A 22,575-nucleotide genomic window follows, 5' to 3' on the forward strand; every position below is an offset into this window, starting at 1 on the left:
CATGTCTAATTTACTGCGGAATTGACCCCGCGTCGTTCCCTAAGTTCATGATAGAAGGAGATATGCAATGAAAAAACGTGAAATGGTATACGAGGGCAAAGCCAAGAAGGTTTTTGTCACGGATCAAGAAGACATCTATTGGTTGGAATATAAGGATGACGCTACAGCCTTTAATGGTGAAAAGAAAGGAACAATTGGTGACAAAGGAATTGTCAACAACCGACTATCGGCTCTCTTTTTTAATGCCTTGGCAAAGGCTGGTATTCCCTCCCACTTTGTAGAATTACTCAATGATCGAGAAATGCTCGTGCGCAAATTAGAAATGATTCCTTTGGAAGTGGTCGTACGCAATATCGCAGCCGGCAGCTTAGCGAAACGTCTAGGTGTCGATGAAGGATTTCAACTTACACACCCGGTTGTAGAATTGTATTATAAGGATGATGCTTTAGGGGATCCATTCGTCAATGAATCCCACGCCTTAGCCATGGGCTGGGCGAAAGCGGAAGAGCTTCAAGAAATCCAAGAACTGGGGCGCCGCATCAATGGGATATTGCAAAAGATTCTGGACCAAGCGGGGATCATTTTGGTGGATTTCAAATTGGAATTTGGTAAATATGAGGGTAAAGTGCTTTTAGGGGATGAAATATCTCCTGATACCTGCCGTTTTTGGGATAAGGAGACTCGGGAAAAGCTGGATAAAGATCGTTTTCGTCGTGATCTCGGTCAAGTTGAAGAGGCTTACGAGGAAGTCTATCGTCGGGTCAGCGCAGTCCTTAAAGCTTAGATAGCGTCATCCTGACGGAGAGGATGACATTTATATTTGGCATTAAATTGATGAGGAGGGTATCGAATTGAGAGAGCCCTGGGATGATAAACCAAATGAAGAATGTGGTGTTTTCGGCATTTATGCGCCTGAGCAAGAGGTAGCCCGTCTCACCTATTACGCCCTTTATGCTTTGCAGCATCGAGGACAGGAAAGCGCCGGAATTGCCGTTTCGGATGGACGTACAATACAAGTTCACAAAGGCATGGGTTTGGTTTCCGAAGTCTTCTCGGAAAGAGTGTTGGTAGAGCTTAATAGCAAAGGAAAAATGGCGATTGGCCATGTGCGTTACTCAACGACGGGTTCCAGCCTCCTTGCCAATGCGCAGCCTCTCGTTGTTCATTACCAAAAGGGAATGATGGCCCTAGCTCACAATGGAAACTTGACTAATGCGGCAGAGCTACGCGAAGAGTTAGTCAAGGATGGAGCAGTATTTCAGACGACAGTCGATACAGAAGTAATTGTACTATTGATCGCTCGTTATTATCGAAGTAGCTTGGAAGACGCTCTTGTGAAGACCATGTTAGATTTGCAAGGAGCCTATTCGCTGGTGATTGCTGCAGATAACAAGATCATGGGGGTACGGGATCCTTATGGCGTTCGTCCCTTATGCATTGGTCAACTTGAAGGCCGTTATTGTCTTGCTTCGGAAAGTTGTGCCCTAGATACCATAGGCGCAGAATTTGTACGTGATGTTTTGCCGGGGGAAATCATCACGATCGATGAGGATGGTCTGCACTCACGACAAGGGTTGCCATCTCAGACCACAGCAGTCTGTGCCTTCGAATACATTTATTTAGCTCGCCCGGATAGCACCATTGACCAATTGAACGTGACGGAAAGCCGTCGCAGAATGGGCATTGAACTAGCGAGAGAATACCCAATCGAGGCAGATATTGTAATTCCGGTACCTGATTCGGGGATGACTGCTGCTCTTGGCTACGCAGAGGAATCCGGTATACCTTTTGCCCAGGGCTTGCTGAAAAACCGTTATGTAGGAAGAACCTTTATACAGCCCACCCAAGAAATGCGTGAAGTCGCAGTGCGTTTGAAGCTGAATGCCAATGCCCAAGTGATACGGGGTAAACGGGTAATAATGATTGACGATTCGATCGTGAGAGGGACCACCAGTTCGCGAATCGTTGAAATGCTCCGCAAGGTGGGGGCCAAGGAAGTCCATCTCCTCATCTCCAGTCCTCCGGTACTCTACACTTGCTATTATGGCATTGATACGGCCGAGCGGGAAAAACTCATCGCCACAAATATGGATCTGGAAGGGATTCGCCAATATGTGGGCGCAGACTCACTTTATTATTTATCTGATGAAGGTGTGCGCAGAGCCTTAGGAAACTTGTCCGTCTGTATGGCTTGTTTTGATGGGAATTACCCTGCCGGAATGCCTACGGCGGCTAAAGGCAAACTGGATGCCTGTAAAGGAAAGTGTTAAAATTTTACTGGATAGATAGAAAGGTGGATCAGTGATGGGATATTCTTATCGTCAGGCAGGGGTAGATATCGATGCGGGAAATCAGGCTGTGGAATTGATGAAGCCTGCCGTAAAAAGGACACTGAGGCCGGAGGTCATGGGTGGGCTCGGCGGCTTTGGCGGGCTCTTTGCTTTGGATCTTAAAAAATATCCGGAACCGGTTCTGGTTTCCGGCACGGATGGTGTCGGGACAAAGCTCAAACTGGCCTTTCAGATGAATCGGCATGATACCATCGGCCAAGACGCGGTGGCCATGTGTGTGAATGATATTTTAGTCCAAGGTGCGGAACCCTTGTTCTTCCTCGATTATTTGGCTGTAGGCAAGCTGGTACCTGAGCAAGTGGCTGAGGTCGTGGGGGGAATTGCCAAGGGCTGTGAGCTGACCGGGTGTGCACTTATCGGCGGTGAGACTGCAGAGATGCCAGGCTTTTACGCCCAGGGAGAATATGATATTGCCGGCTTTGCTGTAGGAGCAGTAAACCGCCCGGATCTGATCGATGGCTCGCAAATTAAAGAGGGCGATGTCTTAATCGGTATTGCTTCATCCGGTTTTCATAGCAACGGTTATTCCTTGGTACGGAAAGTCTTTACTCCGGACCTTTGGGATAAGGTCTACCCTGAGTTAGGGGAAACCTTAGGCGAGGCACTCCTTCGTCCCACGCGGATTTATGTGAAGAGTGTCCTTCCCTTGTTAGAAAAAAAACAGATTCTTGGGATGGCCCATATTACTGGGGGAGGCCTAACTGAAAACATTCCCCGTATACTTCCGGAAGGTTTGGGAGTAAGTGTTGATCGTTCCGCCTGGCAGGTTCCTGCTCTATTTAAGCTATTACAAACCATGGGTGAGGTTGCGGAAGAAGAAATGCTCCGCACCTTTAATATGGGTATTGGTTTTGTATTAATCGTCCATCCTCACGATGTAGAAGAAATCCAGGGTCAGCTCCGGGCAGCAGGGGAAGAAAGCTTTGTCTTTGGAGAGGTTCAAGGACAGAGCAAAGGAGTGAATTACCGTTGATGCGGATCGGGGTATTGGCTTCCGGACGGGGAAGCAACCTACAGGCCTTAATTGAGGTCTGGAAGCAGGGCATGCTGGGGGGAGATATCGTCGCTGTAGGCTCAGACCGAGAGGATGCTTTGGCTTTGCAAAGGGCTCAAGATGTAGGCATACTGAATCAAGCCTTTCCCCTTCGCAATTATGCGACCCGGGATAAACAGGAAGAGGCAATCCTGCACTGGTTGAGAGAGCAGGGGGTAGAACTTCTGGTTCTCGCCGGATTTATGCGGGTGTTGAGCCAGGAATTTCTGCAAGCCTGCCAAATTCCCGTCATTAACATCCATCCTTCGTTGCTACCGGCTTTTCAGGGCCTTCATGCTCAAAGGCAGGCCATTGAATATGGGGTCAAGCTTTCCGGTTGTACGGTTCACTATGTGGATGAGGGGCTGGATAGTGGTCCTATTATCCTTCAAGAGGCTGTAGTAGTGTTGCCGGAAGATACAGAAGCATCCCTATCGGACCGCATTCTGGAAGTAGAGCATCGAATATATCCTGAAGCCGTAAGACTGGTGGCGAGTGGACAAGTCAGACGACAGGGGCGAATCGTAGAGATTCTCTGCTAAACACGGCAATAAGAAGATTTAGTATGAGGGGGCTTATTTGATGAGAAGAGCAATGCTCAGTGTTTCTAATAAAACCGGACTGGTAGAATTTGCACGGGGACTGGTGGAGCTAGGCTTTGAATTGGTTTCCACTGGGGGAACCTTTAAGACATTGACCGGTGCAGGGCTACCTGTAAGCTATGTCACAGAGATTACGGGCTTTCCTGAAATACTTGATGGACGAGTCAAGACACTGCACCCGAAGGTCCATGGAGGTATACTCGCTCGCGGTACAGCCGAGCACTTACAACAGCTCGAAGAGAATGGAATTGGCCTCATTGAACTAGTAGCGGTTAATCTTTATCCCTTTAAAGAAACTATCGCCAAACCGGGAGTGGAATTTCAGGAGGCCATTGAAAATATTGATATCGGCGGTCCCTCGATGGTGCGGGCGGCGGCAAAAAATCAAGAACGTGTTAGTATCGTCGTAAATCCGGAGCGTTACGGGGAAGTTCTGCAAGCAATGCGCGACCAAGGCGAAGTGCCTTATGACTTGCGTAAACGTTTAGCCGCCGAGGCCTTTGCTCATACGGCTGAGTATGATCGCTATATTGCGGACTATCTAGCACAAGAACTAGCGAAGGAATCGGTTGGAAGCACCACTTCTACCGATCAATCCGTTTTCCCTGATTCCATAACCCTCTCCGGCCAGAAGATCCAAGACCTCCGCTATGGGGAGAATCCTGACCAAAGGGCTGCTTTCTATCGAGGAATCGGTTCAGAAGGGACTTTAGCCCATGGTAAACAGCTCCAGGGGAAAGAACTCTCCTACAACAACTGGATGGACATGGATGCTGCTTGGGGAATTGTAGAAGATTTCAGCGAGCCGGCTTGTGCCATAATTAAACATACTAATCCTTGCGGAACAGCCCTTGGCGAAACTGCCCTCGTAGCCTATGAAAGAGCTCTGGCAGCGGATCCGGTATCGGCTTTTGGAGGGATTATCGCTTTCAATCGGGAAATCGAAGCACCCTGTGCCGAAGCCTTGAAAGGCCATTTTTACGAGGTCATTGTGGCCCCTAAGTTTAGCGAAGAGGCCCAAGTGATTTTAAAGGAAAAGAAAAACCTCCGTCTGGTTCAAGTAACACCGGGCGCACAACAGGGAACTACACCCTGGAAGGTACGCTCGATTCAAGGTGGATATTTAATTCAGGAAGAAGATAAAGGTACAGTACCGGTTACCGATTGGGAGATCGTTAGTGATCTAAAGCCGACGACTCAAGATATTCTAGAATTGGATTTTGCTTGGCGGGTTGTGAAGCATGTCAAGTCCAATGCGATTGTGCTTGCTAAAATGAGCCAAACCCTTGGGGTGGGCGCTGGTCAGATGAACCGGGTCGGTTCTGTGAAGATTGCCTTAGAGCAAGCTGGCGAAAAGGCTCAAGGAGCCTATCTCGCATCTGACGCTTTCTTTCCTTTCCCAGATTCCTTGGAAGAGGCTGCTAAAGCAGGGATTCGTGCTGTGGTTCAACCCGGTGGCTCGGTCAAAGATGCGGAAGTCATCGAGGCAGCTAATCGTTTAGGCTTGATTCTGATGTTTACCCATCGACGTCACTTTAAGCACTAATGCGGACAGTTTGCACCCTATATCTGGGGTCACTATGGGTTGCATTCGATTAATCAATGAGTAAAGTAGGTAGGTGTCCTATGGGAAAAAAGGTTTTGCTGGTAGGTAATGGGGGCAGGGAACATGCCCTTGCTTGGAAAATAGCTCAAAGCCCGGAGGTTGAGAAGGTGTTTGTGGCTCCGGGAAATGCCGGGACTCAGGAATGGAATGTGCCCATTGCGGCTACCGATATTTCCGGTTTACTGGCCTTTGCCAAGAAGGAAGGTATTGATTTGACCGTGGTGGGGCCCGAGGCTCCTTTGACCTTAGGAATTGTGGATGCCTTTGTTCAAGCAGGTTTAAGAGTTTTTGGACCAACTCAAGCCGCAGCTCGCCTCGAAGGCAGCAAGTCGTTTGCTAAGGAGATTATGGTCGAGGCAGCAGTACCAACAGCTAAAAGCCAAGTGTTTACCGATCCCGAGCAGGCCAAGGCCTATGTCCAAGAGCTCGGAGCACCGATTGTTTTGAAAGCCGACGGATTAGCCGCCGGTAAAGGGGTGATCGTGGCTATGGATTTGCCAACGGCTTTAACAGCTGTTGATGAGCTGATGGATGGTTCCTTAGGGGAATCGGGAAAATTACTGTTGGTGGAAGAGTATCTGGAAGGGCAAGAAGTCAGCTTGCTCTGCTTATGTGATGGCGAAAGCGCGGTTACCTTGGTCCCCGTCCAAGACCATAAACGGGCTTTGGATGGTGATGAGGGCCTAAACACGGGGGGGATGGGTACGTACAGTCCTCCGCCTTTTTGGAATTCTCAAGTAGAGGAGCAAGCCTTGCGAGAGATTATACAGCCTACTTTACGTACTATGAAGGATAAAGGGATGCCTTTTCAAGGGGTGCTTTTTGCCGGTCTGATGCTTACGAAGGAGGGTCCCAAAACCCTGGAATTCAATGTTCGCTTCGGCGATCCGGAAACCCAAGTGATCATGGCTCGTCTGAAATCCGATCTATTTAAAGCTCTTTGGGCTTGTACGGAAGGACGTTTGGGGGATGTGCAGCTCGAGTGGAAAGAGGAAACCGCAATTTGCATCGTGATGGCTGCGCCTGGCTATCCAGCAGCTTATAAAAAGGGTATACCTATGGCATTGCCGGAAGCCCTAGATGCAGGACAAGTCATTTTCCACGCAGGAACATCCTATGCCGAAGATGGACAGCTTCAAAGCACCGGTGGCAGAGTCTTAGGGGTTACTGTTTTAGGAAAAGACCTTTTGGAGGCACGCCGCTTAGGATATACTTTAGTAGAGAGAATTGATTTCCCGCAGGCACATTTTCGCAAGGATATTGGCCTAAAAGGTCTATAACTAAGCAACATTATAAGCGATAAGCGGCGATTGGCTTTTCCACTTGTGACCTTGCTTTGTCCGTTCTTCATATACTGAAGACAGGACGATGTGCAAGGGAGGGAAAAGGTGTGTACAGCTATCGCAAACGGTTCTTTTATCCAATCCATGTGGAAGGACCTGATCCGTTCTTGGCCAAACAATTAATTGAGCATTATGGTGGTAAGGATGGAGAACTGACTCAAGTAGTACAGTACTTAAATCATCAGGTTAATATAGACAACCGCTATATACGCGAACTGCTGGGACTTATTTCTGCTGAAGAGTTAGCCCATTTGGAGACCCTATCGGCAATGATCATCAAGCTAGGTGGTGAGGTTCATCACCTAGTAAATTCAAGTGGCCAAGCTTGGTCACTTGTCAATGTCTATCAATACTCTGAACCGGAAAAGATATTAAGGGCGAATGTTGCCTTGGAAAAAAGAGCCCGCCTCCAATACGAAGAGCATGCAAATCTGACCCAGGATCCTGGCGTAAAGCGTCTCTTAGGCTTTCTGGCTCGCCGCGAAGGGATTCACCAGAAGCTCTTATATCGTTGCCATAAGGTGATGATGGAAGGCGGTAACAGCGAGCACTATATGGGAATTATCTATGATTACAAGATGAGTCTGCAGGTCTTAGATTAATGGGGGTAGCACCAATGAGCATATCTCAACGAATCGAGAATTTACCGGTCAAGCGTTTCCACTATATTCTCCTGCTTTCTGCAGGGTTAGGGTGGATGTTTGATTCCATGGATACGGGCATTGTCTCCTTTGTTCTCCCAGTTTTGATGAAAACTTGGGGGTTAACTCCTGAACAGGTGGGGAACATCGGAAGTATTGGCTTGGTTGGGATGGCTCTCGGGGCAATCATCGGAGGGAGTATCGCCGATCGTGTCGGTCGCAAAAAGGTCTTTGCGATTACCTTAGTCATGTATTCACTAGCTACCGGTTTATGCGGATTGGCCTGGAGTTATGAGTCCCTCTTGGTATTCCGCTTTCTGGTGGGGTTTGGTTTAGGAGGGCAGCTACCAGTTGCTGTGACCTTGGTCAGTGAATTTACCCCTGCGAAGCATCGGGGGAAATTTCTTGTTCTTTTAGAAAGCTTTTGGGCCATCGGTTGGCTCTTAGCCGCAGTCATTTCTTATCTAATTATTCCGGCCTTTGGCTGGCATATTGCCTTTTTCATTGGCGCCATCCCCGCACTCTATGTATTTTATCTTTGGAAATACATCCCCGAGTCGCCACGGTTCCTTGAGGAAAGTGGCCGGCTACAAGAGGCAGAAGCTGTGTATCGCATGGTAGCAGGGGAGGATGCGCATCCTCTTGATGCTAATTTATCGATGGATGCTAGTGTAGTTCACCCTAAGCAAAGAGTGAATCGAGTAACCTTAGGGGAACTATTTTCTAAGAAATTTGTGCGGCGTACTGTATTTCTGTGGCTTTTATGGTTTGGCATTGTGTATTCTTATTACGGAATTTTCACTTGGTTACCCTCTATCCTGGCTATTAAGGGTTTTTCCTTGACCAAGAGCTTTAGTTACGTCATTGTTATGACATTAGCTCAAATTCCCGGCTATTTTACAGCCGCCTTTTTCGTGGATCGAATCGGTCGCAAACCCACTTTGGCTACTTTCGTTCTGGGCACAGCGGCTAGTGCTTTTTTCTTTGGACAAGCTGACAGTGTGACGATGATCCTTGTCTTTGGTTCACTCATGTCCTTCTTTAATCTCGGTGCCTGGGGAATTCTCTATACCTATACCCCTGAGCTCTATCCGACCAGGGCACGGGGAACAGGAGCAGGATGGGCAGCAGGATTTGGTCGGATTGGGGGTATCTTAGCTCCAGCTGTGGTTGGCAGAATGTTAGGAGCTTCCATATCCACGGAAACGGTTTTCTTAATGTTTGCGGGAGTACTTGTCTTAGTTGTGATTAACGTACTTATCCTTGGTGAAGAAACCAAGGGTCGGCCCATGGATGAAGTGTCCTAGAGAATTTCCTTGGAGCGATATTCCCAGAATCGGTTGGATACTAAACGGAGACAGAAGGGATGCCTGCTCCAGTTATTGATATTATCTAGGGAAAGAAGTAAAGCGTAAGCTTGTCGGCAGGTACTGAGTAAGGGGTAATTTTTGCAGAGAAAGGCGAGATTAGCGAGGATGGCTTCTTGGCGCTCTTGGTGAAAAAGGTTTTGCACATAGCGCCGACTTAAAGGACTTAGGCGATATTGGGCGAGATCCGCAGCGAGAGGCTTTAATTCATCCTTTGCGAAATGAATGACAGCTAGTTGAGGTAAATCCGCGAGTAGATCAGCACCTTCTAAAAAGTGCAAAAGGCTTTCTTGGATAGATAACGGCGAAAAAGGGAAGGTTCCTGGGGTTTCCGCGAGGACACGAATGCGTAATAGGTTTGCCCTGAGAAAGTCAGACTCCTGCTGGATCGGACTAATCTGTGCCTTTTCGAGATTGCGAATAACTTTCCCTAAGTGCACATTGCCATCACAAGCAATGTATTCCCATTGGGGAAGCAGCGAAGTGAGAAGGTGGCCAAGATAGGCACCTTTTGATTCAAATACCTGATAGCGTATTAGGGTAGTAAGGGTTTCCTCATTGGGGTAAGCTAAGATACTGCGCAGCATCTCAGGATGCATGCTTAGCCGAGTTTTGATTTTCTTATCGAAGGAATTCATAGGGGTTTCTCCTCATCTGTTTAGGATGAAATTTCGTAGCTTAATCATCCTAAGTATTGTTGTTGTTAGTGTGTGAGGGCGAACCCGTTCTATTCCCGCAAAAATATGGTAAATCAATCAGGAAATATATAAGGACTGAATTTTGCTTTTAAGTCTTACATAAATGGAAAAGGCCGCCTTCCACATTTTTTGTGGAGGACGGCCTTTTTGATTGAAACATTCATAAAATCCAATTGGGTAACTTAAATTTAGCAAAGGATTAAAGATCTCTTAGAATGCAGGAATTACTGAACCCTTATATTTATCTTCAATGAATTTCTTAACTTCTGGGGTGTTGAGGGCTTTGACTAATTTTTGTAGGTTGGGATCATCTTTGCGATCTTCCTTTGCAACTACGATGTTGGCATATGGAGAGTCCTTGCCTTCAAGGTAAAGGGCATCTTCTGTTGGGTTTAAGCCACCTTCTAAAGCAAAGTTAGTGTTGATGACAGCCGCGGCAACTTTTGCATCACCAAGAACACGGGGAAGTTGAGCAGCATCTACCTCAGAGAACTTTAGATTTTTAGTATTCTCGGTAATATCCAAGATGGTTGCTTTAACACCGACACCTTCTTTGAGTTTAAGCAAACCGGCAGATTCCAAGACAGCTAAAGCGCGTCCGCCATTGGAAGGGTCGTTGGGGATAGCAATGGTGTCGCCATCCTTGAGTTCTTCAGCTTTGGTGATTTTCTTTGAATAAAGACCCATGGGTTCAATGTGAACCGTACCAATCACGGCAAGCTTCAGTCCTTGATCAATGGTGAAGGTCTCTAAATAAGGGGTGTGTTGGAAGTAGTTGGCGTCAATTTCACCGGAATCCACGGCCGGATTGGGTAGGGGATATTCAGTGAAAATAACGACTTCCAGATTGACGCCTTGTTTTGCTAATTCAGGTTTGATGAATTCGAGAATTTCGGCATGGGGCACGGGGGTAGCCCCTACCTTGATGGTGACAGGCTCATTGGTATTACCGGTATTAGCCGGGGGTGTGGTTTGAGCAGTGTTTCCGCACCCGGTTACAAGTAGGGAAAGAGCAACTACGGAGCTAAGCAGTAAAGTAGTTAGTTTGCGATGTGAACGAATCATAATTTTTCCTCCTTTGATGTTCCTTTTTTCTCTTTGCATCATCTTTTAGCGGATGATTACTGATAAAGACATGTTGTGTTTACCTTCATTGCTAAATATATGTTACAAGTCCATTCCCTAAGCCTGTTACGGCGACCGGTACGCCCATGCCCAGGTTCGGGGTTGGCTTGAAACAACCGTATTAGTGATGAGTCATTCGGCGTGCAAGCATCGTACCAAGGGATTGGATGACTTGGACGATAAGCACAAGAATGACAACGGTCAAAAGCATGATATCCGTTCGGAATCGGTTGTAGCCATATTGAATAGCTACGGCCCCTAGACCACCGCCACCCACGGCACCGGCCATGGCTGTGTAGCCAATAATGCTAATGGTGGTGATTGCAACACCCAAGACAAGAGAAGCTTTGGCCTCGGGAAGAAGCACTTTTTTGATAATTTGCCAGGGAGAAGAGCCCATGGATAAGGCTGCTTCGATCACCCCGTAAGGGACTTCCTTGAGAGAACTTTCGACCATCCTGGCCACGAAGGGTGCCGAGGAAATGACGAGGGGGACGATAGCTGCTGTCGTACCGATATAGGTGCCGACAATGGCACGGGTGAAGGGAATAATCAGAACTAATAAGATGATAAAGGGTATAGAACGGAAAACATTGATTATTGTACCTAAGATACGCTCAACCCAAGGGTTGGGCAGGATATGATTCGGTGAAGAAATGACCAAGATCACCCCTAAGGGGACTCCCAGCACATAGGCCAGCAGGGTGGAAGCAATAATCATATAGAAGGTTTCTCCGGTTGCCGGAGTTAATAGTTGGACCATGGTATCCCAATATTGGGGGTTGGCAAAATCAAACATGCTGGATCACCTCCACCTTAAGTTCACGTTGGTCAAGATATTGATGAGCTAAGGCCAACTGTTCAGGAGTTCCTTGCAACTCCAGGGTTAAAGTGCCAAAAAGAGTAGAGCGGAGATGATCGATACTTCCATAGAGTATATTAGCCCGTACATCGCATTCTTTCATCAGATCGGCGATGATGGGGTCCGATGTCCTTGAACCTAAAAACTGAATACGGACAATTTGAGAATTGGGATGAGTGGCCAATTCCTGGAGTAAATCCAGGGGCAGTTCATTAGGGAATACAGTCGAAATGAACTCCTTGGCAATACGGGATTGGGGTTGGATAAATACAGCTTCCACCGGACCTTGTTCCGCAATCTTGGCTTCATGGATTACTGCAACATCAGTGCAGATTTCCTTAACTACTTTCATTTCGTGAGTAATCATGATGATGGTTAACCCGAAGCGCTGATTGATGTCGCGCAGGAGTTCCAAAATGGATAGGGTTGTTTGCGGGTCTAAGGCCGAAGTTGCTTCATCACAAAGCAGTACTTTCGGATTCGTCGCTAAGGCACGAGCGATACCTACTCTTTGCTTCTGTCCGCCGCTGAGTTGAGAAGGATAGACCTGGGCTTTATCTTCTAGGCCCACTAAGGGTAGCAACTCCCTAACTCGTTGTTCAATCTCAGGCTTTTTATAGCCGGCGATTTCTAAAGGAAAGGCGATATTATCGAAGACCGTGCGCGATTGGAGCAGATGAAAGTGTTGAAAGATCATACCAATCTTTTGGCGAGCTTGTCTGAGCTCATGGGCGGACATTTGCATCAGGTCCTGATCATCAATAAAAATCTTGCCGCTAGTGGGCTCCTCTAAGCGATTGATGCAACGGACCAAGGTACTCTTGCCGGCACCACTTAAACCGATAATCCCATAGATAGCGCCCTGAGGAATATGAAGAGTAATATCTTCAATAGCCGTTACTCGATCCTTGCGGGAGGTATAAACTTTAGTTAGATTCTCTATTCGTATCAAGGGTATTCCTCCTCGTCATATTCTAAAAGTTAAATGCTCTAAAGGCAGGTTAAAAACAATCATTTTAAAAAACTATATAATAAAAAACTCCACGAGGAAATCCGCGGAGTTATCTTCGGCTTTCCTCTCATCTCCCAGTATTTTTCCTGCAGGATTTAGCACCGTACATTAAATGCCGGTTGCCGGGTTTCATCGGGCCAGTCCCTCCACCTACTCTGGATAAGAGTGATTTATTAACTTTTAAGTCAAGAGTGAATCTTGATAGAATCTATATTAGCATAGAGCAATGTTCTTTGGCAAGTCATTTTTATATAACAAGGCAAGAAAATTCATCTGTAATAATGTTAGCAATTGAGGCAAATATGGTTAATGATAGACAAATTTGCTAAAGAAGGCTGAAGAATATTGACAAGGGCGCAATACTTTAATAAATTAAAGTATAGAAGTATAAGGAGATGAGCGATAATGAAAGAACATGAAGATGATGTTTTTCAAGGAATTGATCCGCGCTTGCGTGATTCATTAACTGATGCACTTTTTGATGCGATTTTACTATTAGAAGATCGAGAAGAATGCTACCGATTTTTTCAAGATATCGCCACTGTCGCCGAGATTAAGTCTTTGGCGCAGCGTTTAGAAGTAGCTAAACTCCTTGAGAAGAATGTAACCTATACGACGATCGCCCAGGCCACAGGTGCCAGTACTGCCACAATCAGCAGGGTCAAGCGGTGTCTGTTTTTTGGTGCGGATGGTTATCAGATGGTATTGAAACGATTGTCGGAGCGAGAAGAGGGGGAGAAATAATATGCCTCGTAGCTCTTTAGGGTTGAGAATCCCAGAGGGGATGCATGATATCCTACCGAATGAGTTGGCCATACAGGATCAAGCGGAAGGGTCCGCTCTTGATTTGTTTAATGCTTGGGCTTATCAGAAGATCGTCACTCCGACCTTAGAGTATGGATCGTGTATCCAACCGGTGGAGGAAGAAGGAGATTCCTTCTTTAAGCTCTTTGACCGCCGTGGACATGTCCTTGTCTTGCGTCCGGAGCTAACCACCCCCATTGCGAGGATGGTCAGTACACGGATGCGTGGTGGAAATATGCCTTTGAGATTATGTTACGCTGCCGATGTATTCCGCTATTCTAAATCTCATAAGCAAGAATTTCGTCAAGTAGGGGTAGAGCTTGTCGGCTCAGCTTCCCCGTTAGCCGATGCCGAGGTGATTGCGTTAGCCTGTGAAGCCCTCAGTCGAATCGGTGTTAAGGGCTTTCAGATTAATCTCGGGCATATGGGGATATTTACTGGAATTATGGATGAACTAGGAGTAGCTGAAGCTTTTCGGATAAATTATCAAGAAAAGTTAGCTCGCAAGGATTTTGTGGGTATCGAACGCTTGGTCAAGGAGGGTGGCTTAGAAGGAAGAGTTCAGGAGATTCTTTTAAAGCTACCTCATCTTCACGGCACTGAAGAGATGTTGGGTCAAGTTCTCGAATGGAGTCAGGAACCTTCGCTGCAGGAATCCGTAGAGGCATTGCGGCAGGTCTATCGCTACCTAAGAGATTTTGGTGTTCAAGACAAGGTGTCTCTGGATTTGGGGATTTTACGGGGGTTTAGCTACTATACAGGGGCGGTTTTCGAAGGTTATGTACCTGGAGTAGGCTTCCCCATTGTTGAAGGGGGTCGCTATGATTCCTTATACTGTGAGTTCGGCGATGATTACCCGGCCACTGGTTTTGCCATCAATCTAAAAGCCATTATTGAACAGTTGCCTCATAGTCAGGCAGACCTAGCGGAGATTTTTGTCTTTGGCCAGGACACTTCAAAAGTAATCGCGGAAGCCCAAAGACTACGTCAAGAGGGTAAAAAGGTGGAGATGAGTTTAGAGTCATTAACTTCGGGCGAGGCAGAGAAGCTAGCTACCAGTAAAGGGATTAGGGATCTATATTGTGTAGGATAAGATTCGGAACAGCACAGGGGTCGTTCCCTACGGTTAAAAACGTAAGGAACGGCCCCTGTGCTAATTTGTTTCTGTGACACCTACTCACCGCTAAACATATTTTTGAGTTTTTCGGTATCCTTGATAACGATTTTGTCGTAGGTGTAATCAATGATTCCTTGGTCTTTCAGGTAACGAATATTCTTCGTGATGGTTACGCGATGGGTGCCAAGCAAATTAGCCAAGTCCTGATGCGACATTTTAATTGTAATATTTGTGGTGATTCCTTTTTGAATTTCATAACACGCTAAACTGTATAAAATATGGCTGATGCCTTCGCAGGTGTTGCGTGTGGATATATCTTGTAGCTGTGAAGCCAGTTTACGAGATATACCTGCCAAGCTTTTCAAAATAAAGAGATTAAAATTAAAATCTTCTTTCAAAAGATCTAAGAAAACTCTATTTTCAAAATAATAGAGCTCAGCATCTTCAACAATACGAGCCTCAAATAAGCTCGGCTGTTCATGAAAGAAAAATTGCTCGCCAATCACGCAACCTGTTCCCGTCATATTACACGTTTTAATAAGACCATCTTTGCCTATGAAGTTTGTGCTAATTAAGCCGGACTTAATAAAATGAACTCCCTTCGGCCTATCACCAACTTTGATGAGATAGTCGCCTTTTTTTTTGAGAATTCTCCCGGAACTCCTGTGGATATGTCTTTCCCAAATAGTTGAGGATAGTCCCTGACATTCCAGAAGGGTTTCATTCAAAAAGAAGGAGGTTGTAATATGTTCTACTAATTCCTCTTTCATGATTTCTTCCTCCTATTGTCATTTTACATGAGATAAGTTGCACATTGTAATTATTCTATCATACCTTCGCCTTATTTATAATGCCCATATAAGAAAGTATAAATTTATCTTATAGATCGAATAACTTTTTTTTATAGATTGTAAATTGCGTTACAAAGTTTTGTGAAATCATGTGCTAATTTATAGCTAAGAGGCCAAAGGGCTTAGTTAACAATATTACTAAACTAAAGGAGTGTTGTTTTATGGGTCAACCTTTCATTCATCCGACAGGGGTAACGATTTATGATCCTGAAAAGTGTTTTAACGGCTATACCGTTATGCAAGTCATGGGTCTAGGCTGCGTCATCATTGATATGAACGGAAATGTGGTTCGCGTCTTCAAGGACCTCCAGGGTTTCCCGAACAAGCTTTTGCCTGGAGGCTATGTTATGGGAAGTCGTGGCCAAAGAAACCCAAAATTCGGTTATCAAGACCAATCCGATCTTGTTCAAGTGGATTGGGACGGCAATGTGGTTTGGAAATTTGATCATAAAGAGTATATTGAAGATGAAGGCGAGAAACCACAGTGGATGGCTCGTCAACACCATGATTTTCAAAGGGAAGGCAATACGGTCGGTTATTATGTGCCCGGAATGGAATGTAAAACCGAAAGCGGAAATACCCTCATTCTATGTCATCGGAACTGTTACAACAAGAAAATCTCCGATAAACTCCTCTTAGACGACGTCTTTATCGAAGTAGACTGGGAAGGCAATATTGTTTGGGAATGGAATGCCAGTGACCATTTTAACGAATTTGGATTCAGCCCAGCCGCTAAACTTGCTCTTTATAAAAACCCAAATATGCATGAAGCAGGCGGAGGAACGGGCGACTGGATGCATATTAACTCCATGAGTGTCTTGGGGCCTAATAAATGGTATGACAAAGGCGATGAACGTTTCCATCCCGACAATATTATCTGGGATGCTCGGGAATCCAATATTTGCGCGATCATTTCCAAAGAAACCGGTAAAGTCGTTTGGAGAATGGGCCCTGATTATGCCGATGATCCAAAGCTGCGGAAAATCGGACAAATCGTGGGTCAGCACCATGTGCATATGATTCCCGAAGGACTTCCTGGCGCAGGTAACATCTTGATTTTTGATAACGGTGGATGGTCAGGTTATGGCGCACCGACCAATACCTCAAAAGACGGGACAAAAGTTAATCTTACCGATCGTTCCCGTGTTCTTGAGCTCAATCCTGTGAAGATGGAAGTAGTTTGGCAGATTACTGGTAGTGAACTCATGGGGTATGGGTCACCGCTCATTAACGATTACCGTTTCTACAGCCCATTAACCAGTGCTGCTCAACGTCTTCCTAATGGCAATACCATGATTACAGAAGGGGTTGGCGGACGTTTCTTCGAAGTGACTCGCATGAAAGAAGTTGTTTGGGAATATATCTCCCCTTATTCTGAGAATATCGCTTCCATTTATTATCGGGCTTATCGTTATCCCTATAGCTATGTTCCCCAAGTCGCTGAACCGAAAGAAACTCCTGTACCCATGCTTGATATTCATAAATTCCGAGTACCTGGTGCAGCTGATGGCGAGCTTCAAAATGAGGTTGGTGTAAAGGGAACAACCGGCTATCCCAAGTTTCAACAAGCATGCGTAGCCGCCGGGGATGAGGACCTTTCTTTAAAAGAAGACGATGACGACGACACGGGATATACCCAGTTTTAATTGCATAGAAAAGCCCCTCGTTCCTACGGGGGGCTTTGATTAAGAAACAAAGGGAGTTGTTTGTATGTCTATTGGTGTTGATACTCCGGCCCAAGGTAAGGGAGCGAATCCAGCTCAAGCTAGAAGACCGAATAACTATTTCGATGGCTTGCCGATAAGCAAAACTCATCTTTTTCTATTTATCCTAATCGTATGTTCTTACTTTTTTGAGCAGCTAGATAACAATAACTTTGCCTTTATTGCCCCGGCAATTGTTAAGAACGGCTTTGTGCAACAGAATCAGATTGGTGTTATTACCGGTTATTACTTCATTGGTATGACTTTGGGTGGTTTCTTGGGCGGAATCATCTCGGACTTGATCGGTCGACGCAAAACCTTTCTTACGGCAATGTTGATCTTTTCCTCGATGTCCATTCTTAACGGATTAACCAATAATTTGGGTGTCTTCATTTTCTCCAGAGCGGCAACCGGTTTTGGTGTTTTCATGATGATGGTCACATCCATTGCTTATATCTCAGAAATGTCTCCCAGTGAAAGTCGTGGGAAATGGCAAAGCTTGACCGCTGCAGGGGGATTCTTGGCAATGCCCGCCATCGGTCTCATTTCCAGAGCGATTATTCCGACTGGACCAGATGCCTATCGGCTCATTTTCTTCATCGGTGGATTTGGTTTTATCACCTTTTTCGTCGGTCTCAAATATCTCAAAGAATCTCCCCGTTGGTTGGTTTCCAAAGGTCGCGTAGCTGAAGCAGAAAAAGTGATTAAGGATCTGAGCGGTTATGATGTTGACCTGAGCGAAGTTGCCAAGAATCAACCGCCCAAGATTCGTGGTATTGATCAATTTATTGGCATGTTCAAAGGCAAATACCTAAAACGCTCACTTACCCTTCTCTTGTTCGGAATACCTGCAAACATTGGTGCCTTCATTCTAGCAGTTTGGATTCCGACCCTAGCCGGTATGAGAGGGTTCACTATGGAACAAAGCCTAAATATCGGAGTTGCCTTTATGGCTGGTGCTCCGGTTGGCATGTTCGTTGCCTCCTTCTTCGCAGATAAGGGTGGACGTAAGATTCCTTTGTCGATAGGGCTACTTTTGACCGCATGTACAGCAATGATTTATGCTTATTTCGGTAATCAGTATATGTTAGCCCTAATCATTGCCTTCACTCTAAATGCTTTTGGCATGGGCCAAGGATTTATTGCCATGGCTTATGTTCCCGAGCACTATCCGACCAAAATGCGCAATACCGCGGTCGGCACCATCAATGCTTTCCAGCGTTTGGCTGTTTCCTTCTCCCAGCCCTTTATCCCTATCTTTGCAGCAACCTTCGGGGTGAGCGCTCTCTTTCTCGGAATTTTTGCCCTTTATGCTTTTGCAGCGATAGTTGTATTCATCCTTGGTCAGCGGACAGGCGGGGTACCACTAGAACAAATCGAGTAAGCGAGCAGGTGGCTATGCATTACCTATTAAACCGATCTCGCGTAACAATGTACAAAAACTGATCACGAAATGACATGGGGCCGTTCCCTACAAGCTCAATTGTAGGGAACGGTCCCAGTGCTGTTTTGCTTCGGAATGCAGGTGAATTATTCTTGAAAAAGTATTGCCAGAATACAATGAGATTGCTATAATAACTGTATTACTCTAATACTTTAACTAAGTAAAGCGCAATAAAGATGTTGCACGTTGCAATTATTTTGTAGTCATAGCTAATACTATAGAAAATTGAGGAGATGAGAGAGTGTGGCTCGTAAATTCTTAACCATCGCTCTGCCAAAGGGTAAGTTATTAATTGACTCCCTAGAAGCCCTGACTAAGATTGGGATTGATTGCGAGGATGTCAGTGAAGCCTCGCGAAAATTAGTATTTCCTTTGGAGAAGTCCCAAGCCCAGATTATTATTTGCCGTCCCACAGATATACCGACCTTTGTGGAATACGGAGCAGCGGATGTTGGTTTTGTCGGGAAGGATACCCTCTTAGAGGAAAACAAAGATGTTGTGGAGCTCTTAGATCTCGGTTTTGGCTATTGCCGTTTTGTGGTAGCCATGCCGGAAGAAAAGGTTCCCCCTCTCCTTCCAGAGGGGACCTATGATTTAAGTGCCTTAAACCATCAGAGAGTGGCAACGAAGTTTCCTCGGGTAGCAGAAGAGTTTTTTCGGCAGCAGGGGATGCAGGTGCTTCCCATTAAACTGCATGGTAATATTGAATTAGCTCCACGAGTAGGACTTTCTGAAATGATCGTGGATATTGTTTCTACGGGGACCACCTTAAAGCAAAACAAGCTGGTGGAAGTAGCACCCATCCTCGAAGCGACGACAAGATTGATCGCCAATCGGGTTGCTTACCGGATGAAATATGAACGGATTAATGAACTGACGGAAAAGCTTCGTCAGATTGTCTGAGAAATAGCGATATGTGAGGCCTAATACAAACAAGTTCGAGAGACGTGTTTCTTAATTGGTTAATTTACATGGTTTTTTGATGGAGTCTTACATGGGGTCTTTGATGGAGTCTTTGATGGAGGTATGGGTTCATGGATATTAAAACTCTCGAGGGATTGGATTTATCTACTCTCACCCGTAAGTCTTATGGTAATGAGGAATTAATGGAACAAAGTGTGGCTGAGATCATTGCAAGAGTGCGCACGGACGGGGATTCAGCCCTTTACGCTTTAACTGAAAAATATGATGGAGTGGATCTGCATTCGCTTGGCCTGCGAGTTCGCGAAGAAGAAATTACTCAAGCCTACTCTTTGGTTGATGAAAAATTTATCGAAGCTATTCACCTTGCCAAGGAAAATATAGCAGCCTTTCATGAGAAACAAAAACGCATTTCTTGGCTTGACCCAAAGGAGGACGGAAGTATCCTCGGGCAGCTTTTGCTTCCCCTTAAGCGAGTGGGCGTCTATGTTCCGGGAGGAACGGCCGCCTATCCTTCCTCGGTATTAATGAATGCGGTGCCGGCCGTGGTCGCCGGGGTGGAGGAGATCGTGATGGTGAGTCCACCTCGCAAGGATGGCACCCTTTTGCCGGAGGTTTTAGTAGCTGCAGCCGAGGCCGGAGTCACCGAGATTTACAAAGTTGGCGGAGCCCAAGCTATTGCGGCCTTGGCCTTCGGTACTGGGGAAATTGCTTCGGTGGATAAAGTCACCGGTCCCGGCAATATCTATGTCACCTTGGCCAAAAAGCAGGTCTTTGGTACGGTGGATATTGATATGTTAGCAGGACCCAGCGAGATTTTGATTTTAGCAGACGACTCCGCTAGAGCGGAGGAGCTTGCTGCAGATTTGCTCTCGCAGGCTGAACACGACCCCTTAGCCTCCTCCATTTTGGTTTCCCCTGATCAACAATTATTGGAGAAAACTGTAGCCGAGGTGGAGCGGCAGCTACAAGACCTACCTAGGCAAGAGATTGCTAGAGCTTCCTGGGAAACCTATGGGGCAGCTATTCTCGTCAAGGACTTAGCAGAGGGAATGGTCTTAGCAAACCAAGTCGCTCCGGAACACTTCGAATTGGTGGTGCGGGAACCGTATAGCTGGTTGGGCAGGGTAAGAAATGCTGGGGCAGTATTTCTGGGACGATTCTCGCCGGAACCGGTCGGCGATTACTTTGCTGGACCAAACCATGTCCTGCCCACGGGGGGGACAGCTCGTTTTTACTCTCCCTTAAACGTAGATACCTTTATGAAAAAAGTCAGTGTAATTAGCTATTCTGAGAAAGCTTTGCAGCGAGATGGCAAGCATATCGCCCATCTAGCGCGTAAAGAGGGGCTTGAGGCACATGCTCGGGCTGTGGAGGTAAGAAAACTATGGTAGATGAAGTGCGACCTGGTTTAGAAAAAGTGCCAGCAGCGAATTTTCTTAAGCCTCAGATTCAAACTCTGAAAGCTTATGAAAGCAAAGCCATTCCCGGATGCGTTCGTTTGGATGCCAATGAAAACCCACTGCCTTGGCCTAAAGGAATGAGGGAGGAGTTATTTGCTTCACCTTTCATACTCAACCGCTACCCGGATGGGGAAGCTCGTGAGCTTAGACAAACTATTTCGCAGTATACTGGAGTCCCTGTGGAGGGGATTATAGCAGGGAATGGTTCGGACGAGCTAATTCAATTAATTATGACTACCTTCGGAGGAGAGAAGCGAGCAGTAATTTATCATCCTCCCACCTTTAGTATGTATGGGGCAGCCGCACAAGTCACAGGCACGGACACCATCGAAGTTCCCCTTTTCCTTGCAGAGAACGGCAGAGATTTCTGCTTGGATGTGGAAGGGATTCTTGAAGCAGCAGCCCAATCTAGAGTTCATATGATCATTCTCTGTAATCCCAATAACCCTACGGGGACCCTTTTTCCTCGTGAAGATATCTTAAGGATTGTCAAGGAATCACAGAAAATAGTCATTGTGGATGAAGCTTATGGGGAGTTTGCCGGGGAAAGCGTTGTGGACCAGATTCCTAATTTCCCGAATCTTTTGGTGATGAAAACTTATTCTAAGCTATTTGCCATGGCAGCCCTGCGGTTGGGTTATCTTCTCGGGCAAGCTTCAACCATCGAGTTGCTCAACCGAGCACGTCAGCCCTTTAATGTGAACAGCTTTACCCAAAAAGCAGGGGTTGTTGCCTTTAATTATGTTGAGGATTATCGGGCGCAAGGGTGTCTCTTGATTAATGAGATGGATAAAATTGTTGAGGCGCTAAAATCCCTACCCCAAGTCACAGTCTTTGCTACTCGGGCCAACTTTGTTCTTTTCCAACCGGAAAGCCCGGAACAAGTCTATGCTCAGTTGATTGAGCGAGGATTTCTGATTCGTAATATGGGGAAGCTCCCGGTGATTGGTAAGGCACTGCGTTTGAGCGCAGGACTACCTGAGGAAAACACAAGATTAATAAGTGTGCTACAGGAGATTCTTGGAGGAGAGTGAGGAGTTTTATATGCGTGAAGCATTAATTGAACGAAACACCAAAGAAACGAGCATAAGAATTAAGCTCAACCTGGATGGTGGAGGGGAAGCTCGGATCAATACAGGAATCGGGTTCTTTGATCATATGTTGGAGGCCATGGCTAGGTTTGGGTATCTGGATCTGGAAGTAGAAGCTCAAGGGGATCTTCAGGTAGATGCTCACCATACCGTTGAAGACTGTGGAATTGTATTTGGACAAGCGCTACGGGAAGCCTTAGGAGACCGACGGGGAATTGAGCGGGTCGGTGATACGTTTCTGCCGATGGATGAGGCTTTAGTTCAAGTGGCCCTGGATCTTTCTAATCGCCCTTATCTTGTCTGGGAAGTGGATTGCTCTGAGGGAATGGTTGGGGAATTCCCCGTGGAAATGGCCGAGGAATTCTTTCGGGCAGTAGCTGTTCAGGCCGGACTGACCTTGCATATGCGCCAGATTTCTGGGAAGAACCGTCATCATATTCTTGAGGCTACATTTAAAGGATTTGGACGAGCACTGGGATTGGCTGTTCGTGAGAATCCGCGTTTTCAGGGAGTATTATCCACCAAAGGAGTTCTATAAGGG

General features: G+C 46.2%; 21 protein-coding genes and 1 riboswitch. Of the genes, 16 read left to right on the forward strand and 5 right to left on the reverse strand.

Going from position 1 to position 22,575, the window contains the following annotated elements:
• Nucleotides 1–67: 67 nt before the first annotated feature.
• From purC to AAC978_RS06135, 8 genes are all read left to right on the forward strand, one after another.
• Nucleotides 68–784, forward strand: a complete 717-nt coding sequence (gene purC / locus AAC978_RS06100) for a phosphoribosylaminoimidazolesuccinocarboxamide synthase (protein WP_341547149.1) — start codon at nucleotides 68–70, stop codon at nucleotides 782–784.
• 67 nt (nucleotides 785–851) lie between these two features.
• Nucleotides 852–2,270, forward strand: coding sequence for an amidophosphoribosyltransferase (purF, locus tag AAC978_RS06105; RefSeq protein ID WP_341547150.1), 1,419 nt, complete (start codon nucleotides 852–854; stop codon nucleotides 2,268–2,270).
• A 34-nt stretch (nucleotides 2,271–2,304) separates the two neighbouring features.
• Nucleotides 2,305–3,324 (forward strand): phosphoribosylformylglycinamidine cyclo-ligase, encoded by a 1,020-nt coding sequence (purM, locus tag AAC978_RS06110; RefSeq protein WP_341547151.1) that lies wholly within the window; start codon nucleotides 2,305–2,307, stop codon nucleotides 3,322–3,324.
• Nucleotides 3,324–3,926, forward strand: coding sequence for a phosphoribosylglycinamide formyltransferase (purN, locus tag AAC978_RS06115; RefSeq protein ID WP_341547208.1), 603 nt, complete (start codon nucleotides 3,324–3,326; stop codon nucleotides 3,924–3,926). Before purM ends, purN begins: the two co-directional genes overlap by 1 nt.
• Nucleotides 3,927–3,963: 37 nt before the next feature.
• Complete coding sequence (gene purH / locus AAC978_RS06120; protein ID WP_341547152.1) at nucleotides 3,964–5,532, forward strand: bifunctional phosphoribosylaminoimidazolecarboxamide formyltransferase/IMP cyclohydrolase; 1,569 nt, start codon at nucleotides 3,964–3,966, stop codon at nucleotides 5,530–5,532.
• 80 nt (nucleotides 5,533–5,612) lie between these two features.
• On the forward strand, nucleotides 5,613–6,872 hold the full coding sequence (purD, locus tag AAC978_RS06125) for a phosphoribosylamine--glycine ligase (RefSeq protein ID WP_341547153.1): 1,260 nt from the start codon (nucleotides 5,613–5,615) through the stop codon (nucleotides 6,870–6,872).
• A gap of 110 nt (nucleotides 6,873–6,982) precedes the next feature.
• A complete protein-coding gene (locus tag AAC978_RS06130) occupies nucleotides 6,983–7,537 on the forward strand; it encodes a manganese catalase family protein (RefSeq protein ID WP_341547154.1) in 555 nt (184 codons plus the stop codon).
• Nucleotides 7,538–7,551: 14 nt separating this feature from the next.
• Nucleotides 7,552–8,883, forward strand: a complete 1,332-nt coding sequence (locus tag AAC978_RS06135; RefSeq protein ID WP_341547155.1) for an MFS transporter — start codon at nucleotides 7,552–7,554, stop codon at nucleotides 8,881–8,883.
• On the opposite strand, the gene AAC978_RS06140 is transcribed toward AAC978_RS06135, so the two are convergent.
• The 4 genes from AAC978_RS06140 to AAC978_RS06155 all read right to left on the reverse strand — a co-directional run bounded on the left by AAC978_RS06140 (nucleotide 8,880) and on the right by AAC978_RS06155 (nucleotide 12,580).
• Entirely contained in the window at nucleotides 8,880–9,581 is a 702-nt protein-coding gene (locus AAC978_RS06140; RefSeq protein ID WP_341547156.1) for a hypothetical protein, read from the reverse strand. The two genes, AAC978_RS06135 and AAC978_RS06140, sit on opposite strands and share 4 nt — an antisense overlap.
• A 270-nt stretch (nucleotides 9,582–9,851) precedes the next feature.
• A complete protein-coding gene (locus AAC978_RS06145; protein ID WP_341547157.1) occupies nucleotides 9,852–10,706 on the reverse strand; it encodes a MetQ/NlpA family ABC transporter substrate-binding protein in 855 nt (284 codons plus the stop codon).
• Nucleotides 10,707–10,887: 181 nt separating this feature from the next.
• A complete protein-coding gene (locus AAC978_RS06150; protein WP_341547158.1) occupies nucleotides 10,888–11,565 on the reverse strand; it encodes a methionine ABC transporter permease in 678 nt (225 codons plus the stop codon).
• Entirely contained in the window at nucleotides 11,558–12,580 is a 1,023-nt protein-coding gene (locus AAC978_RS06155; protein WP_341547159.1) for a methionine ABC transporter ATP-binding protein, read from the reverse strand. Before AAC978_RS06155 ends, AAC978_RS06150 begins: the two co-directional genes overlap by 8 nt.
• A 124-nt stretch (nucleotides 12,581–12,704) precedes the next feature.
• Nucleotides 12,705–12,806, reverse strand: a riboswitch (SAM riboswitch).
• 239 nt (nucleotides 12,807–13,045) lie between these two features.
• On the opposite strand from AAC978_RS06155, the gene AAC978_RS06160 reads away from it, so the two are divergent.
• Entirely contained in the window at nucleotides 13,046–13,384 is a 339-nt protein-coding gene (locus tag AAC978_RS06160) for a YerC/YecD family TrpR-related protein (protein ID WP_341547160.1), read from the forward strand.
• Between the two features lies 1 nt (nucleotide 13,385).
• Nucleotides 13,386–14,537 carry an ATP phosphoribosyltransferase regulatory subunit gene (hisZ, locus tag AAC978_RS06165; RefSeq protein ID WP_341547161.1) on the forward strand — a complete coding sequence of 384 codons (1,152 nt, stop codon included), beginning with the start codon at nucleotides 13,386–13,388 and terminating at the stop codon, nucleotides 14,535–14,537.
• Nucleotides 14,538–14,617: 80 nt separating this feature from the next.
• Here hisZ and AAC978_RS06170 read toward each other — a convergent pair whose 3' ends face one another.
• Nucleotides 14,618–15,331: a Crp/Fnr family transcriptional regulator gene (locus AAC978_RS06170; protein ID WP_341547162.1), complete on the reverse strand. Its 714-nt coding sequence runs from the start codon at nucleotides 15,329–15,331 to the stop codon at nucleotides 14,618–14,620.
• A gap of 242 nt (nucleotides 15,332–15,573) precedes the next feature.
• Between AAC978_RS06170 and AAC978_RS06175 the strand changes: the two genes are divergently transcribed.
• The 6 genes from AAC978_RS06175 (at nucleotide 15,574) to hisB (ending at nucleotide 22,572) form a co-directional block, all read left to right on the forward strand.
• Nucleotides 15,574–17,058: an aryl-sulfate sulfotransferase gene (locus AAC978_RS06175; RefSeq protein ID WP_341547163.1), complete on the forward strand. Its 1,485-nt coding sequence runs from the start codon at nucleotides 15,574–15,576 to the stop codon at nucleotides 17,056–17,058.
• 64 nt (nucleotides 17,059–17,122) lie between these two features.
• Nucleotides 17,123–18,499 carry an MFS transporter gene (locus tag AAC978_RS06180; RefSeq protein WP_341547164.1) on the forward strand — a complete coding sequence of 459 codons (1,377 nt, stop codon included), beginning with the start codon at nucleotides 17,123–17,125 and terminating at the stop codon, nucleotides 18,497–18,499.
• A 303-nt stretch (nucleotides 18,500–18,802) separates the two neighbouring features.
• The gene (gene hisG, locus AAC978_RS06185; protein ID WP_341547165.1) at nucleotides 18,803–19,462 is read left to right on the forward strand and encodes an ATP phosphoribosyltransferase; all 660 of its coding nucleotides are present in this window, start codon (nucleotides 18,803–18,805) and stop codon (nucleotides 19,460–19,462) included.
• Nucleotides 19,463–19,593: 131 nt separating this feature from the next.
• Nucleotides 19,594–20,874: a histidinol dehydrogenase gene (gene hisD, locus AAC978_RS06190; RefSeq protein ID WP_341547166.1), complete on the forward strand. Its 1,281-nt coding sequence runs from the start codon at nucleotides 19,594–19,596 to the stop codon at nucleotides 20,872–20,874.
• Nucleotides 20,868–21,977, forward strand: coding sequence for a histidinol-phosphate transaminase (gene hisC, locus AAC978_RS06195; protein ID WP_341547167.1), 1,110 nt, complete (start codon nucleotides 20,868–20,870; stop codon nucleotides 21,975–21,977). The genes hisD and hisC overlap by 7 nt, the downstream gene beginning before the upstream one ends.
• Before the next feature lie 10 nt (nucleotides 21,978–21,987).
• The gene (gene hisB / locus AAC978_RS06200) at nucleotides 21,988–22,572 is read left to right on the forward strand and encodes an imidazoleglycerol-phosphate dehydratase HisB (RefSeq protein ID WP_341547168.1); all 585 of its coding nucleotides are present in this window, start codon (nucleotides 21,988–21,990) and stop codon (nucleotides 22,570–22,572) included.
• Nucleotides 22,573–22,575: the final 3 nt, after the last annotated feature.

This window comes from Desulfitobacterium sp. THU1 (assembly GCF_038181555.1).
Classification (GTDB): Bacteria; Bacillota; Desulfitobacteriia; order Desulfitobacteriales; family Desulfitobacteriaceae; genus Desulfitobacterium.